This window comes from Mangrovibacter sp. MFB070 (genome assembly GCF_000705335.1).
Lineage (GTDB): Bacteria > Pseudomonadota > Gammaproteobacteria > Enterobacterales > Enterobacteriaceae > Mangrovibacter > Mangrovibacter plantisponsor.
On sequence record NZ_JJMI01000010.1, the window covers coordinates 46,905 to 62,265 of the forward strand.

At 51.4% G+C, this 15,361-nt stretch carries 18 protein-coding genes; 9 read left to right on the forward strand and 9 right to left on the reverse strand.

Annotated elements, in window-relative coordinates; translation table 11 throughout:
- Positions 1–259: 259 nt before the first annotated feature.
- From DT73_RS26085 to DT73_RS04075, 5 genes are all read left to right on the forward strand, one after another.
- Entirely contained in the window at positions 260–352 is a 93-nt protein-coding gene (locus tag DT73_RS26085; RefSeq protein ID WP_036104321.1) for a YoaK family small membrane protein, read from the forward strand.
- A gap of 308 nt (positions 353–660) precedes the next feature.
- Positions 661–3,840 (forward strand): HD domain-containing phosphohydrolase, encoded by a 3,180-nt coding sequence (locus DT73_RS04060; protein ID WP_036104325.1) that lies wholly within the window; start codon positions 661–663, stop codon positions 3,838–3,840.
- A 175-nt stretch (positions 3,841–4,015) separates the two neighbouring features.
- A complete protein-coding gene (locus tag DT73_RS04065; protein ID WP_235234399.1) occupies positions 4,016–4,468 on the forward strand; it encodes a cyclophilin-like fold protein in 453 nt (150 codons plus the stop codon).
- A 172-nt stretch (positions 4,469–4,640) separates the two neighbouring features.
- Positions 4,641–5,132 carry a cupin domain-containing protein gene (locus tag DT73_RS04070; protein WP_036104327.1) on the forward strand — a complete coding sequence of 164 codons (492 nt, stop codon included), beginning with the start codon at positions 4,641–4,643 and terminating at the stop codon, positions 5,130–5,132.
- Entirely contained in the window at positions 5,129–5,914 is a 786-nt protein-coding gene (locus tag DT73_RS04075; RefSeq protein ID WP_036104332.1) for a carboxymuconolactone decarboxylase family protein, read from the forward strand. Before DT73_RS04070 ends, DT73_RS04075 begins: the two co-directional genes overlap by 4 nt.
- Before the next feature lie 10 nt (positions 5,915–5,924).
- Here the strand turns inward: DT73_RS04075 and DT73_RS04080 are convergent, their stop codons facing one another.
- The 3 genes from DT73_RS04080 to cspE all read right to left on the reverse strand — a co-directional run bounded on the left by DT73_RS04080 (position 5,925) and on the right by cspE (position 7,515).
- A complete protein-coding gene (locus DT73_RS04080; RefSeq protein ID WP_051691271.1) occupies positions 5,925–6,851 on the reverse strand; it encodes a LysR family transcriptional regulator in 927 nt (308 codons plus the stop codon).
- A gap of 249 nt (positions 6,852–7,100) precedes the next feature.
- Positions 7,101–7,283 (reverse strand): cold-shock protein, encoded by a 183-nt coding sequence (locus DT73_RS26665; protein ID WP_110027660.1) that lies wholly within the window; start codon positions 7,281–7,283, stop codon positions 7,101–7,103.
- Positions 7,284–7,302: 19 nt separating this feature from the next.
- On the reverse strand, positions 7,303–7,515 hold the full coding sequence (cspE, locus tag DT73_RS04090) for a transcription antiterminator/RNA stability regulator CspE (protein WP_036104338.1): 213 nt from the start codon (positions 7,513–7,515) through the stop codon (positions 7,303–7,305).
- A gap of 322 nt (positions 7,516–7,837) precedes the next feature.
- Here cspE and DT73_RS26670 point away from each other — a divergent pair, with 322 nt between their 5' ends.
- Positions 7,838–8,029, forward strand: coding sequence for a YnfU family zinc-binding protein (locus DT73_RS26670; RefSeq protein ID WP_036104341.1), 192 nt, complete (start codon positions 7,838–7,840; stop codon positions 8,027–8,029).
- Positions 8,030–8,127: 98 nt separating this feature from the next.
- Here DT73_RS26670 and DT73_RS04100 read toward each other — a convergent pair whose 3' ends face one another.
- The 3 genes from DT73_RS04100 to DT73_RS04110 form a co-directional block, all read right to left on the reverse strand.
- Positions 8,128–8,520: a DUF4440 domain-containing protein gene (locus DT73_RS04100; RefSeq protein ID WP_036104344.1), complete on the reverse strand. Its 393-nt coding sequence runs from the start codon at positions 8,518–8,520 to the stop codon at positions 8,128–8,130.
- A 49-nt stretch (positions 8,521–8,569) separates the two neighbouring features.
- Positions 8,570–9,460, reverse strand: coding sequence for an oxidoreductase (locus DT73_RS04105; RefSeq protein ID WP_036104347.1), 891 nt, complete (start codon positions 9,458–9,460; stop codon positions 8,570–8,572).
- A 250-nt stretch (positions 9,461–9,710) separates the two neighbouring features.
- On the reverse strand, positions 9,711–10,481 hold the full coding sequence (locus DT73_RS04110) for an AraC family transcriptional regulator (RefSeq protein WP_036104350.1): 771 nt from the start codon (positions 10,479–10,481) through the stop codon (positions 9,711–9,713).
- Between the two features lie 114 nt (positions 10,482–10,595).
- Between DT73_RS04110 and DT73_RS04115 the strand changes: the two genes are divergently transcribed.
- Together DT73_RS04115 and DT73_RS25360 are read left to right on the forward strand one after the other, a co-directional pair.
- Positions 10,596–11,156, forward strand: coding sequence for an NADPH-dependent FMN reductase (locus tag DT73_RS04115; RefSeq protein ID WP_051691266.1), 561 nt, complete (start codon positions 10,596–10,598; stop codon positions 11,154–11,156).
- Positions 11,157–11,158: 2 nt separating this feature from the next.
- Positions 11,159–11,311 (forward strand): DUF1427 family protein, encoded by a 153-nt coding sequence (locus tag DT73_RS25360; RefSeq protein WP_110027667.1) that lies wholly within the window; start codon positions 11,159–11,161, stop codon positions 11,309–11,311.
- Here DT73_RS25360 and DT73_RS04120 read toward each other — a convergent pair.
- Positions 11,308–11,784 (reverse strand): NUDIX hydrolase, encoded by a 477-nt coding sequence (locus DT73_RS04120; protein ID WP_036104353.1) that lies wholly within the window; start codon positions 11,782–11,784, stop codon positions 11,308–11,310. The genes DT73_RS25360 and DT73_RS04120 overlap by 4 nt on opposite strands.
- A 116-nt stretch (positions 11,785–11,900) precedes the next feature.
- Positions 11,901–12,842: an AraC family transcriptional regulator gene (locus DT73_RS04125; RefSeq protein WP_036104356.1), complete on the reverse strand. Its 942-nt coding sequence runs from the start codon at positions 12,840–12,842 to the stop codon at positions 11,901–11,903.
- Positions 12,843–13,001: 159 nt separating this feature from the next.
- Here DT73_RS04125 and DT73_RS04130 point away from each other — a divergent pair, with 159 nt between their 5' ends.
- Positions 13,002–13,835 (forward strand): oxidoreductase, encoded by an 834-nt coding sequence (locus DT73_RS04130; protein WP_036104358.1) that lies wholly within the window; start codon positions 13,002–13,004, stop codon positions 13,833–13,835.
- A 114-nt stretch (positions 13,836–13,949) separates the two neighbouring features.
- On the opposite strand, the gene DT73_RS04135 is transcribed toward DT73_RS04130, so the two are convergent.
- On the reverse strand, positions 13,950–15,344 hold the full coding sequence (locus DT73_RS04135; protein WP_036104364.1) for a glycoside hydrolase family 28 protein: 1,395 nt from the start codon (positions 15,342–15,344) through the stop codon (positions 13,950–13,952).
- Between the last annotated feature and the right edge of the window lie 17 nt (positions 15,345–15,361).

A 15,361-nucleotide genomic window follows, 5' to 3' on the forward strand; every position in this document is an offset into this window, starting at 1 on the left:
ACTTTCTATGCAGATATCGAGTACAAATTCAGTTTCAGTCAGCTTCTGCGTTTTTTTAACGCGTGATGCAAGCTCACCAATAGCAACCAACGGTGCTGTTTTAGCAGGTTTTTGAGAGCAACTGGCACGCCACCCAACACACTACCCAATGTAGATGATTGCCATCCTGATATGCGCAATTTATTCTGGTAGAATGTAACTGTCATTTAACAATAAATGGCCGTTACCACACTGACTTCATTTACGGGGAGATATCGGTATGAAAATTGGGATACTCTTCCCGATTGCTATTTTTTTCGTGGCTGTCGTTTTTATTACCTGGTTTGTGGCAGGCGGTTACGCCACCTCATAAAACCGGTCACCACAGCTTTGCCCTGCACTGCGGGGCAGAGTTATTCCCTTCTGCATTTCCCGCGTTGTAATTGACTACCCGCTGAGTCACAAGGCTTTTTTTGCTACATCACCCATATGCGTGATGGTATCCGCGCTGAACTCATCTACAGTTAAATAGTGAGCTGGTAATAAACAGCCAGTTACCACGGCGCGTTCCCCTCAGCACAATTAACTACCCAATATCATGGGTGTATTAGCCATGCTGTCTGCCGGGCTGAATGCACGAAATGAAAATGGATAAAACAATGCGCAAGAAGGCTACGGACTATGCTTGAAAAACTTCGTCATGCCAAATTCAGCATGAAGCTAACAGTTGTCACTATTTTTGTTGCGTTATCGCTGTTAATTATTGCTGTTGCCCTGGCAATGCAGTTTTATTTCGCCCAGTCGTTTGCCAAGGATGCCGCCCGGACTTTATTTACCCATACTGCACTTAATGTCAGTGATAAAATACATTCACTGGACAGCGAAACCAGCGGCCTGACCACGCTGTTTGCACAATTTCCGGGTCTGGAAAAGCAAGACACATCCCAACCTCTGCGCCCCATCACACCAGCCATGGCCCAGGCAATACGCCAGCACCCGCAGGTTTATGCCATTTATATTGGCTATGGCAATGGCGATTTCTATGAATTAATTAATCTCAATAGCAGTAAGAATTTACGCACTGTATTAGGGGCAACGGCAAAGGACCGCTGGCTGATAGTCAATATCCGCAATACGCCTGCAGGCGGGCAGCAACAATCCAGTTTTTATGACGATGCTTTCACATTAACTCACCAGAAACAAAGCACCAGCCAGTATGTCGCAAATTCCCGGCCCTGGTATCTCAATGCCATGGCAAGCGGCACCACAATAAAAACTGAGCCTTATGTATTTCATACTACGCAATCTTCCGGAGTGACGTTTGCCCGGCGTATAGGTACCAGCCAAAATGTCCTGGCTGTCGATATTTCACTGGATACGTTATCGGTCTTTCTGCAAAACAACCGCTTATTTAAACACAGTGAAACCTTTATTTTTGACAGTGATGGTAATGTCTCTGCGCAATCACTAAGCCTGCAACCCGGGCACACAGCAGAGCAGGCCAGCCCCATTCCCCTTACGTCTGAAGAGACTCAGGCAGTAGCCCAAATGGGCACAGTACGCGTAGCTAATGAGCTTGACTGGGCACCTTATGACTTTTCCTGGAGCGGCACACCTCAGGGCTATGCTATTGACCTGATGAACATGCTGGCGGCAAAAACCGGGTTAAAGCTTGAATATATAAACGGTTTTGACTGGAACACTCTGACTATGATGTTCCAAAAGGGCAAGTTGGATGTGATTCCTGCTATTTTCCAGACACCCCAACGAACAGAATGGGGGTTGTTTACCCAATCCTGGCAGACAGCACCACCGGCATTAATTACCCGGGTCAATGCCCGGCAGCTTAATACACTGCCGCGGTTACAGGGCAGGACGCTGGCTATACCTGCGGGCTGGTCGCTGGCAGAAGAGGTGCTCACTCACTTTCCCCAAATTAAGCTGATGAGCGTGGAAGATTCACTGGCTGCCTTACAGGCTGTCGCCGACGGGCAGGCCGATGCGGCACTGGAAACCCGGGATGTCGCCCGTTATCTTACCGGGCTGTACAGCATTCCGGGGCTGAAAATTCATAACCCGGTGCCATTATTTTCTGGCAGCAACAGTTCCGCGTTGTCGATGCTGGTAAGCGCCGATAAACCGCTATTACGTGATGTACTGAATAAAGCCATTCAGTCTCTTACTCCGGAAGAAAAAAACACACTGGCAAAACGCTGGCTGACCGACAGCCCCTCTTCGGCAATGCAACGCACTCTGGTTGCCGGTATTGTGCCCTCACCTGCGTTTGTGAGCCTTGCCGCACAGGCAAACAATACCCACACGGCAGTATCACAAGACGTGGTTATCGATGGCAGCCGCTATACGCTGTTTGTACAGCCCGTTGTATCGAATGCCGGGCAGAATCACTACCTCGGTATTATGGTGCCAACAGACGTGCTGCTCGGCCCTTACATGAAAAAAGTGTACCTGTCCCTGGCAATCACGTTGCTGTGCCTTGCTTTGTTGGCGCCAGCAATACTGTACCTGGCAAGTATGATTGTCACTCCGGTACGCCTGCTGTCTCTGGAAAATAAAAAAATTCGCCAGCGGCAATTTCGCGATGTACGCCCGGTACCGAGCCGCATTAATGAACTGCACCATTTATCTGACTCGATTTACAACATGGCGCTCTCTCTGGAAGCCTATCACGCCAACCAACGGGCGCTGATGGATGCCTTTATTCAGTTAATTGCCAAAGCCATTGACCAGAAATCCCCCTACACCGGGGGCCACTGCGCGCGGGTGCCGGTTATCGCCATGATGCTGGCTGAATCCGCCGATAAAAGCCAGCTCCCGGCCTTCCGGCAGTTTCACTTTGCCAATGAAGACCAGTGGCGTGAATTCAGAATCGCCGCGTGGTTACATGACTGCGGGAAAGTGACCTCCCCCGAACACATCATTGATAAAGGCAGTAAGCTGGAAACTATCTTCAACCGCATTCATGAAATTCGTACCCGGTTTGAAGTGTTATGGCGCGATGCAGAGATCCGCTACTGGCAGGGCAAAGCGGCGGGCGAGCCAGAAGACGCTTTACAGGCTGCCCGGCAGGCCCGGCAACAACAACTGACGGACGACTTTGCGTTTATCGCCCAGAGTAATATCGGTTCAGAATTTATGAGTGACGATAAAATCACCCGCATTCGTGAAATTGGCGCGCAACCCTGGACCCGCCACTTCAGCGACCGGGAAGGCCTGTCACCAGAGGAGTCAAAACGCCTGGCGCACATAGCTGAAAAGCCACTGCCCGCTGAAGAAAAACTGCTGGACGATAAACCAGAACACCTCTTTCCCTGGATAAAAGACCCGGCCATTTTACTGAGCAACGACATGAAAATGACCGCGCCCCCGATGCAGGCCAACCTCGGGGAGATCCATAACCTGTCGATTCAGAAAGGCACGCTGACAGAAGCAGACCGCTACCGGATTAACGAACATATCATCGCCACAATACGGATGCTGGAATCGTTACCTTTCCCTAAAGAGTTGGCGCGGATCCCTGAAATTGCTGGCGGCCACCATGAAACATTAAAAGGCACAGGTTACCCGAAAAAACTGACGGCGGAGAAGTTGTCACTGGAAGCCCGCATACTGGCTATTGCCGATGTCTTTGAAGCACTGACTGCCGGAGACAGGCCATACAAAAAAGCCAAAACACTGAGTGAAGCCATCAATATTTTGCACATGATGGTGAAAGATGAGCACCTGGATAAAGACCTGTTTGAATTGTTACTCTCCAGCGGTATTTATCAGCGCTATGCCGAGCAATACCTGGAGCCAGGCCAGTTAGATGACGTAGATATTCAGCGTTACCTGAAAGCGTAATTCACCGCTGTGGAAGGGTTCTCCACGTGGCCTGACAAGCCACGTGAACCTGCATGGGCAGGCAAGCCAATTCATGAAATTCCTTCATTATTCTATTCGTATATCTGCTATTCATTAAATAAACCTGCCCTGTTTACAATGGCTCATTGTTAACCGGCACCAGGCAGGAGTTTTAATGCGGCTGTTAACCACCATGGCTATTTCCCACCTGCTACTGTCCTGGCTGTTCATAGCACTGCCAGCCAGCGCATCCACCGCCTTGCAAGGGGATACCATGAAATTACACATTATTACCAATAACCAGCTGATTACCGCCACCCTCAACACAACACCAGCAGCGCAGGCATTTGCCAAACTTCTGCCACTCACACTGACACTAAAAGATTACGCTGGGGAGGAGAAAATCAGTGACTTACCTGTTCGCCTGCCCACAGACGGTTCCCCTGCGGGTACTGCGGCCCACAAAGGCGACATCATGGTTTACGCCCCCTGGGGAAACCTGGCGCTGTTCTATAAGAACCATGGTTACGCAGCAGGACTGGTGAAATTAGGGCAGCTCGATAACCCTGACGAACTACCGGCTAAACCGGCCTCTTATACAGCCAGGTTTGAACTGGCTGGCGAATAAAAAACACACGTGTCTGCAAGAACAAGGTTGTTCTGCATATCCGTTGGTGAACGAGCACCATCAGAATACTGGCACAGCCTCCATGCTGGTCAGAATATTATGGGGAATCATTAAGTTACCCCGTTTCGCGAATCAAACAGAACTGACGTTCTTTTCATAACAGGAGAGTATGATGATCCGCTTTACCTCTGCAGTAGCTGCACTTGTTATGTTCGCTGGCGTATCTGCCCATGCAGAAACATCGCCACATATGTCCATCTCATCGAGTGGTAGCCGGGCATATATTGCCGGCCCTGAAGCCACCTTCACAGGCAAGGCCTGGATAGACCCGTTATTTCCTTCACCAAAAACCCCGCAACGTGCCAGTGCAGGTTTAGTCACCTTTGAGCCAGGCGCACGCTCGGCATGGCATACCCACCCGCTTGGGCAAACACTGGTCATTACATCTGGCACTGGCTGGGTTCAGGAATGGGGTGGCGAGAGAAAAGTGGTGCATGCTGGCGATGTTGTGGCATGCCCGCCAGGAGTGAAGCACTGGCATGGTGCTACCGACAAAACCGGCATGGCGCATATCGCCATTCAGGAAATAGATGACTCGGGCAAGAATGTTGAGTGGCTGGAAAAAGTCAGTGATGAACAATACAACCCGGTGGCCGCCCAATGAAAACCGTCACAGCCATGTTATGCATAGCCATGCTGGGCCTGGCGGGGTGTGCCCCAAAAGACACAAGCAGGAGTTCTTTACCTATGACAGATAATACCCAACGAGCCGTTGCTGACGTTGCACCTGCAATGGCGGCTTATTCAGATAAATTTATTCAAGATTTATGGAACCGCCCGGCGTTATCGCACCGCGACCGCAGCCTGGTAACACTGGCAGCGCTAATTAGCCGGAAAGACACCGCAGAGCTACCCCATTACCTGAATGTGGCGCTGGACAGTGGTGTAACGCCAACGGAAATCTCAGAGACTATCACTCACCTGGCCTTTTATGCAGGCTGGCCCAATGCGTCTTCTGCCGCCGTTGTCACTCGTGACGTTTTTCAACAACGCCATATTGATACCTCCAGCCTGCCGGGCGCAGACGTTGCGTTCCTGCCACTGGATGAAGCAACCGAGAATAAACGCGCCACGATGGTTGAGGCCAACTTTGGCAAAGTATCTCCGGGTGTAGTGCAGTACACCACGGATGCCCTGTTCCGTAACCTGTGGCTGCGCCCGGGCCTTGCTCCGCGCGACCGTAGTCTGGTTACCGTGAGTGCGCTGGTTACCGCGGGGCAGGTGGCGCAAGTGCCTTACCACCTGAATAAAGCCATGGACAACGGACTGACTGAAACCCAGGCCTCAGAAGTGCTGACTCAACTGGCCTTTGTTGCCGGCTGGCCGAATATTTTCTCCGCCCTGCCGGTATTTAAAGACGTTTTTGCATCACGCCACGCGGCATAACCCCGCGTAATTAACTGGCCGGGGTATCGTTCATTCCGGCCGGTTTTCCCTGCACGCGTAGCGCATCAACCACTAATGACAGCGCCCGGGAAGACTGCTGGCGGCTGGGGTAATACAAATGGTGCCCACTCCACACCGGGCAATAATCCAGCAATACGCGCTGCAAACGCCCGGAAACAATATGTTCTTCCACTAATGCTTCAGGCACATACGCCAGCCCGAAACCATCCAGTGCCGCTTCTGTTAACTGAAAGGCATCATTGAACACCACCTGCCCTTCCACACGTACACTGATTTCCTGACCCTGGTGCGCGAACTCCCAGGCATACAAACCGCCGTGGGTGGCTAAACGCAGGTTAATGCAGCGGTGATGAACCAGATCCTGTGGTGTGTTGGGTATAGTGCGCCCGGCAAAATAACCGGGTGAGCCAACTACAGCAAAACGCACATCCGGGCTGATACGCACCGAAACCATACCATTTGCCACCTGTTCCCCCAGGCGCACACCGGCGTCAAAACGCTGAGCGGCAATATCCGATAGCGCATACTCATTCACCAGTTCAAGGTTGATATCCGGGTAGCGGTGCAGCAGGGTTTTAAGCTTTGGCCAGAGGATATATTTGATAGCGTAATCGGTAGCGGTGATACGTACTGTACCCATCGGTTTATCGCGCAGATCGCTGATTGCCACCAGATCTTCACGGATCGCTTCAAAGCGCGGCGCGAGTGATTCAAACAAACGCTGCCCCACATCTGTTGTTGAAACACTGCGGGTTGTGCGGGTTAGCAGCCGAAGCCCCAGCCGGCTTTCCAGGCTGCGCATACTGTGGCTCAGCGCCGATTGAGACACCCCCAGCAACGCTGCGGCACGGGTAAAGCTATGCTCTCTGGCAACAGTGACAAAAGCGACAAGGTCATTCAGGTTTTCCCGGGACACCACTACCTCTCTGCAACAGTGAAACAGCACAGCCTTTTCACTGGTAAAAAACACTCACCCGCCTGATACGGGCAATATAGCGATGATCTTAGGGAAAAAACGCAGGCAGAGTAAGGCGCAATACGCGAATAGAGTAATGAGATAGTTTCATTAATCAGGCTGTAGCAGAAGAGAGAAAAAAAGCTCAGGAACCCGCAGAATTGCGGTATAGCAGGCATTAAAAAACCCGGTATCAGAACCGGGTTTTTGCTATTGGTGAATATTGACCTGTGCTGCGTTCACTTTATTGATAAGTGAACAAACAGTTGAGCCAGACACCATATCCGCTTTGCAAAAAATGCATTTCGCACCAAACGGGTTGCCGTGTTTAACATCGAAAGATGACACACGATACTGCGAACCCTGGCAGCGCGGGCAACGGAGATGCCCCAATACAGGACGAATGATGTCCTTAGAGTGCTACCACGTTTACAGCAGACGGGCCTTTCTGACCATCTTCTACTGAAAACTCAACTTTCTGGCCTTCAGCCAGAGTACGGAAGCTGTTGCTCTGAATTGCGGAGAAGTGTACGAATACATCTTTGCTGCCATCTTCAGGAGAGATAAAACCGAAACCTTTAGTTTCGTTGAACCATTTAACGGTGCCGATAATTTTGTTAGACATGTTTTTTACCTTATTAATTAAACATTTACTTAAATGATTTAATTACAGATATCAATCGGCGTGTTACAGAGAAGACTCAAGAAGAAGGGGTACTCGCAGGAATACACTTTAGAAATGAGGACAACTTTTCGAACGACTTATAATGATTCTGTGTATCAAATCGGTGCTGATTAACTCATACATCTTCCAGGATAACAAGGGTTATTTTTTTATTTACATTTTATTGACGGTTTCCCAGGCAAAACAGATAACTGCATAAAGTTCTGGGATTAAACAGGCCAAACACGTTAAGCTGTAGGCAGTTAATCACAGAAGAAAATCTATGCAAAATATTAAGAAAGACACTCAAAAATCCTTCCTGGTCGCCATCGAATGCCCAAAATGTGCAAAAAAATCAGAGCACAGTGCAGCCCGGGTAAACAAAAAGAAAACACTGATTTGCCCATTCTGTAACGCCCTTTTCCTGCCACCTGAAACTCACTCAAGGCCCGCGGTTTTCTCCCTGAAAAAATAATCTGATGCAGTAAAATTTGTTGCCATAAACTGGCGGCTGACGCCTGCCTGTTATTTATACAGGCAGGCGCGAATGTAACCTGGCAGACTCTGGCAAAATCAGCCCAACAATGCCGTACCGTAAGAATTATCAATGGTACATAGCCAGTTTTCTGCCCCATACTGGCGAAAAACGTAGGTTGCGCGCCGGCTTTCGGTGACGGTGTTGCCCGCTGAATCCGGGTAATGCAGCACCGTTTCCATAATTACCAGAGCATCGCCACCGCCTTCAATAACCTGTATATTGCCCTGCTCCACCGTCAACTGGTGATGAAAGTGTTCGGCAATCGCAATAAACGCCTGCTTTATTTTTTCTTTACCCTGAACCACCATACCCGGCTTAATCACCAGCGTTGCGTCATCGGCATAGTAATTCATCAACACATCAAAATTACGTTCAGAAATTGCCTGGTCGCAGGCCTTGATAATGCGGCGTAACGGGTGCCTGTCCATACTTATTCTCCCTGGTTGTTATCTACTTCCCCTGGCAACACTTGCTGTATTAGCCCGGCCCGTCGCTGCCTGCAGCCAGAAGCGGCACAATCACGTCGCTTATCGGCGTGGGGATACCATGAACCCGCCCATAACGCTGTATCACGCCATTGCGGATATCCCATTCGAGAGTTTGCCCGGCCACCCGGTCGGCCAGAATAGAGGTGCCTAAATCAGCCGGGGCATTTTGAAAGCGCGCGACTATTTCCGCCGGTACCTCATCGCTAAGCTGTGCGCCTTCGGCACGCGCCACCTGCAGGCACTCACGCAAATAGGCATATGCCAGAGCGGTGATATCGGGCCGGGTGAACATACCCGCCCGGCGGCCAGACAGCACCATCAAACCGGCAACGGCATTCTGCAGCAATTTACGCCAGGCAATAGTGGTGAAGTCTGCCGCGACATCCACCTCGCACCGCGTCCCTTCCAGTGCGGCCAGCACTACAGCCGTGTGCGGTGTTTCTGGCAGTGTCAGGCGTGGTTTTGCCCGCAACCAGACCGAGTAATCAGGCTCACGCTGAGCAGGGAACCACACAACCGATGGCAGCACCACCACCCCGGGCAGATATTCAGCAAACTGCGTTTTCTGCTCAACCCCATTTTGCAGAGCGCAAACCACCGTGTTTTCATCACACAGGGCAGACAACCACGGCGCCGTTGCAGCCATTTGCGTGGTTTTCACCGCAACAAACACCAGCGAGAAAGGCTGTTTCACCTCTGAAGGGTTGGTTAATACCGGGCCAGGTACGACAACTTGCCCGTCATCAGCACGCAAAGTGAGTTGTGCATGGGCAGTACGCCCACAAATAACGGGTGTGCGCCCCACTTCATGGAGTGCTGCCGCAACAGTGGTGCCAATTGCGCCAGGGCCGATAAGTGCAATACTGGATTTGGCTGACATCCTATTCTCCCCTGATTATCTGCCACCGCGCAGGTGGTCTGAGCGATATAAAACCATCTATACCACGGGAAGATGACAAAAACGATGCTACTATTCAGCGTTCAGTCACCGCATTATGTTAGTAACTATGACAACAACGCTTTCTGCTGGCGCACGCAACACGATGACACACAGTGAAACCAACCGCAGGCAATTGATTACGCGCTTGCAGTTGAATGACCTGTAAGCACCAGGTAAGGCAGTGCCAGGGCTACCCCTGGGCTTTATTATTGCGTTGCACCTGGCGCAAATATTGCCCGGGCGGTACCCCCATAATCTTACGAAAAGCAGTAGAAAAACTGCTGGCGCTTTGGAACCCCATATCAAAGGCAACTGCCGTTGCGGGCACCCCAATCAACAACCGCTCAATTGCTGTGAGAATACGTAACCGCTCCCGCCAGGCAGTAAAATTCAGTTGTGTTTCTTTTTCGAATAACCGGGCCAGTGTCCGTGGGCTTGAATGCGCTGTATCGGCCAGTTCAGCCAGAGTTTTATTGCACCCGGGGTTATCTTTCAGTAATGCCGTCACCACCCGCAGGCGTTTATCCTGGCCGTCGGCAATAAACAAGCCAGAAGAGGCCTGGTTATCACGCAGCTGGTACACAACCAGTTGCCGCACCACGCCCAGTTGTGGCAGATCAGCCTGCGACTGCCCAAGCTTATACGCCTGGTGCGCCAATGCCATCAGTAGCGGTGAAACCATCAGCAAAGCCACATTTTCCGGGACGCCCTGCTCATGGGCATCGAAACGCAAATTAAGCAGTTCCGCAGATTCGGTATAGTGCGCCCGGTGGCTGATGCCCGCCGGTACCCAAATACCCGCACCGGGTATGGCAAGCCACCACCCGTTCACCGCCTGAATTCTGACGGAGCCCTTAATCGCAATGGTCAGTTGCCCCTGCTGGTGAGCGTGGAAAGCCACCTCGTTACCGGATGCGTGCTTCATATACGCCGCATTTATCGGGAAAAACGCTGTTGTCATGTCAACCTGGCCGTTTAGCAAATCACTTTGGCTGAATAGCGAAAGAACCACGCAAAAATTTATTTAAAATACCAGCATCAGTTTAGTCTTAACTCAATTAACAAGGAAAAATAAATGATGAAACCACTGAATATAATTTGCCTGCACAGCGGCATACGCCGGCAGTCTCATTCCCAGGCCGTACTGGCCTGTGCAATTGAATGCCTGCCTGCAAATACGCAAGTTCACACATTACCGATTGGGGAATATCCCCACTACAACCAGGATGTTGAGCAGGAAGCAATGCCTGCGCTGATTCACGATGCGCGCTCTGCCGTAAGCCAGTGCGATGCGGTGATTATTGTCACATCGGAATATAACCACGGTATTCCAGGCGTGCTGAAGAATGCGCTCGACTGGCTTTCCCGGCCGGTAAGAGCCAGTGCAATGATGGGCAAGCCGGTCTTTTTTATTTCACAATCTACCAGTGCGCTGGGCGGGGTACGGGCTCAATACCAGTTGCGGGAAACACTCTCTTCCATGCTGTGTGAGCTGGTCGCCCTGCCAGAAATTGTGATTACTTCCGCCGCAGAGAAGATTCAGGACGGGAAGTTACAGGATGCAAAAACACGCAGTTTTATAGCGGCACAACTGGACACCTTCCTGAATGCTGTTTACCGCCGCCAGGGGGAATAACGATGGAAAACCTTTGGGCGCTGTTAGCAGGGCTAATCATGGGGGGCAGTTTCGCCTTTTTAAAACTGCCCATTCCTGCCCCACAAAACCTGCCGGGTATTCTAGGGGCTTTTGGCGTATTTATTGGCGCCGTGCTGGTTCAGCACTTTCGCTAATCCCCCTGCCGGGTACCCAACGGGGGGAACACACCGGCACCAGACAGGATTTGGATAATGTCTGCCGGGTAGATTATTTCCGGGCTGCCAGCCAGCGCCGGCATACTCCACCAGCGGTGTTGTTTCATGACTTGCTGTTCGTGGTGGCTCCAGCCTTCATGGCTGATTTCGCTGTTACCTGCCCGTATAACAAAAAAGCGTTCATTTGCCAGAACACGCTCCCCACTGGGTAACAGCATTTCGAAAGCGCTTTGTGCAACCGGCTCACCAACGGTGTCCCGTATTATGCCGGTTTCTTCGCGCAACTCCCTGACTGCGGCCTGGGCAAAAGACTCCCCATCTTCAACACCACCGCCAGGTGTGGCCCAATAGCCCTGCCCTGCAAGGGCATCATCGTTGTGCTCGAAACGAAACAGTAAAACCTGATGGGCCGGGTTGATAATTAACAGCCGGGCAGAAGGCCGGGTTCGCATAACAGCAGTATCCTTAATCACCAGAGTTATTTTCAGCCCCGAAAAACAGCATTCAGCACTTTTCAGAAAAGGCGCGCGGGTAAACCGGAGATCCTCAGTTTACGCAACCTGTGGGGTTAATGTGAAGAGACAAAGACCGAAGGCGTGGCCGGTGCCGGCAGTGCAAAATTGTGCTTCATCCGCGCTATCTCATGGCTGGGCGACAGGCCAAACAGGCGTTTAAATTCGCGGCTGAATTGTGACAGGCTTTCATACCCAACTTGAGCACAGGCAGCAGATGCCGTCAGGTTGTTTCTCAGCATCAGCAGCCGGGCCTGGTGCAACCGGGTTGATTTCAGGTACTGCATTGGTGAGGTATCTGTTACGGTCTTAAAATGGCTGTGAAAGGTTGGCTGGCTCATACCCGCTTCTTTCGCCAGTGCCGCCACATCCAGGCGCGACGCATATTCCGCATGGAGTTTGCGTAACGCTTTCGCCACTTTACCAAACTGCCCCTGCATGCCCAGTGCACTGCGCAACGTTTCCCCCTGCGCGCCGGTAAATACCCGGTAATAAATTTCTCTCACCATCGCCGGGCCAAGAATTTCGGCATCCAGCGGGGAAGACATCACCTGCAGAAAACGTAACACCGAAGCGCTCAGTTGTGAGTCCATGGGGCTGGACACCATACTGCGCGGGGGAGCAGCCGGGCTTTTCCCCCGGCCATCAAGCGCCAGCATCAGCTCGGCCGCCAGGCGGAAGTCCAGCCGCATATAAATCGCCAGCATCGGCTCTTCAGCACTGGCATCGGTTTCCATCGTAAAAGGCACTGGCACGGACACCATCAGGTAGTGCCGGGAATCATATAAATAGACATCCCGCCCCAGAAAACCACGCTTGCGGCCCTGGACAACAATCACAATACCTGGCTCATATAACACCGGTGTACGCAAAAGCGGGCGGTTGGACCGTAAAAACCGCACGTCGCCCAGCGGCGTGATGTTGTAGCCTTCCTGCGGCGTTAACTGGCCCAACAGCGCCACCATCTGGCGGTTTACTTGTGCAGAAGTCATGGTCATAGCTGAACCCTGGCAACGTGACGGGTATTCAGCATCTCATTCAATGGCTGTTGGTGTCCAGCCAGGTCAGAGGAACAGGCAAACCTTACAGAGGAACCGGGATACCGCTGCGATGCTCTGAATTCTATCCTGTGTATCCCTTTTGACCAGGAGCGAACCATGAACTCAGCAAAATTACTTTTTATTACCGGTGTGAGTAGCGGCTTTGGGCAGGCACTAGCCAAAGAAGCACTTAAAGCCGGGCACCGTGTGGTGGGAACAGTACGCACTGAGCAGGCAAAACAGGCATTTGACGCCCTGGCCCCGGGCCAGAGTTTTGGGCATATTCTGGACGTAACCAATGTCGCGGCCGTTGACACACTTGCCGCCACTATTGAACAGGAAATCGGTGCGGTTGATGTGCTGGTGAATAATGCCGGTTACGGGCATGAAGGCGTGATGGAAGAATCACCGTTGAGTGAAGCCCGCCACCAGTTTGACGTCAATGTCTTTGGCGCTGTCGCAGTGATTAAAGCGTTTCTGCCTTATTTCCGGGCGCGCCGGGCCGGGCGTATTCTGAATATTACTTCGATGGGCGGTTTTATTACCATGCCAGGCATCAGCTATTACTGTGGCAGTAAATTTGCCCTGCAGGGGATTTCTGAAACCCTGAGTAAAGAGCTCAAGCCATTTAATATTTTCGTGACTGCGGTTCAACCCGGTTCATTTCGTACTGACTGGGCGGGGCGTTCGATGGTGCGTTCTGCGCGCACCATCAGTGATTACGACGCAAGCTTTAACCCAATACGGGAAACGCGTGAAAAACGCAGTGGGCACCAGCCTGGAGACCCGGCAAAAGCCGCCAGCGCGATGTTGCAGTTAATTAACAGCCCTGAGCCGCCGGTTTCACTGCTATTGGGCAGTGATGCCGTACAACTGGTGCGGGAGAAGCTCCAACAAATGCAGCACGATATTGACCACTGGGAAGCATTAAGCCGCTCTACAGACGGGTAACTTCCCCCATATAAAGCGGGTATGGCTCAGGTTGCAGAATAACCGGAAGCCAGCCCCGTGGCGGGCATGGGCATGATACACACCGCCCGCCACTGACCCCGGCCTGTCAGGGCGTTACTCTGTGATTTTGGTACCGGCATCCTGTTTGATAGCGGGGCCAGTTTTCACGGTAAGCACTAACCCGGATGTCGCCAGCTCTGCATTACGAACTCGCAGGCCCTGGTCTGCAGTAATATTCACATTCACAAAGCGGAAACCGCTTAAAGGGGCTTCCGGCGTGCCAATAATATACGCCGCTGCGTGGCTGTTCCCTGTCGAAGTCAGGTTCTCCACCGTAATATTGCTGAAGTGAGGTGTTTTGTATTTATCAAAGGGTTGCTTTGGGTCAGTATCTGGCGGGTAAATCTGCTCGCCCAGGGTAAAGCCCCCGGCTTTCAGCATTTCATCCACTTCGGTTTGCACAATTGGCGCAGCTTTGTAATACGCAGAGAACACCAGAGGCACTTCGACATCATGCATACGGGTATTCCGGTAAGTGACATTTTTTACTTCGCCACCTTTGCCGCGCGGGCTCTTAATACGAATACCGTACATTGAACCTTCAAAGGTATTATTTTCTACCAGAACATTATTAACACCGCCCGAAGTTTCACTACCAATGGATATTCCACGCCCCTGTTTAAGGGTATTATTCGCGATATAAATATTATCAACCACGCCATCCGGGAAGCGGGGATCCGGTTTTTCTGCTTTGATCGCAATATGGTCATCGTTGCAATCAATGTAATTGTTAGTGATCCGGATATTGCGGCTGTTTATTGGGTCAATGGCATCGGTGTTTGGTGCATGCCATGGCGATAAAATATGCGTACCATTCACGGTGATATCATGGGAATAACGCATCACAACATGGAAACTGGGCGAGTGAGTCAGCGTTACGCCATCAATCAATACCTGGCTGGCGTTTTTAATATAGATAAGCCTTGGGCGATCTGTGCTGCCTTTTTTCCCGGTTTTACGGATATTCTCACGCCAGCGTTCCCACCAAACTGCGCCCTGCCCGTCGATAGTGCCTTCACCGGTAATAGCCACGTTTTCAGCATCCGCAATACTAATGAACGGCAACCAGCCATTCTCCGCTTCGGCATACTTTTGCTGTGGGTTTGCCCGGTAAGCCTCTGTCTCTGTAGAAGCAACCAGCGTTGCATCCTTCATTAGCTTTAACTGGATATTACTTTTCAAAAATAGCGGGTTGGTCAGGTAATTTCCGCGGGGAACCAGCACTGTACCGCCCCCGGCCTGCGCACAGTCATCAATCGCTTTCTGAATCGCTTCTGTATTTAACGCAATTTGCAGGCGCTGCCCCTGAGCACCATATTGGGTAATATCACAGACTTTATCCGGGAATGTTAAGGCAAGTACCGCAGGTTGCGCAGCCAGAGAAGAAGGCAGGTAAGCTGAACCCGCCATACACACAGCAAGTAATGGTAACGCCATTTTGTTATGCATACATAAATCCATTATTG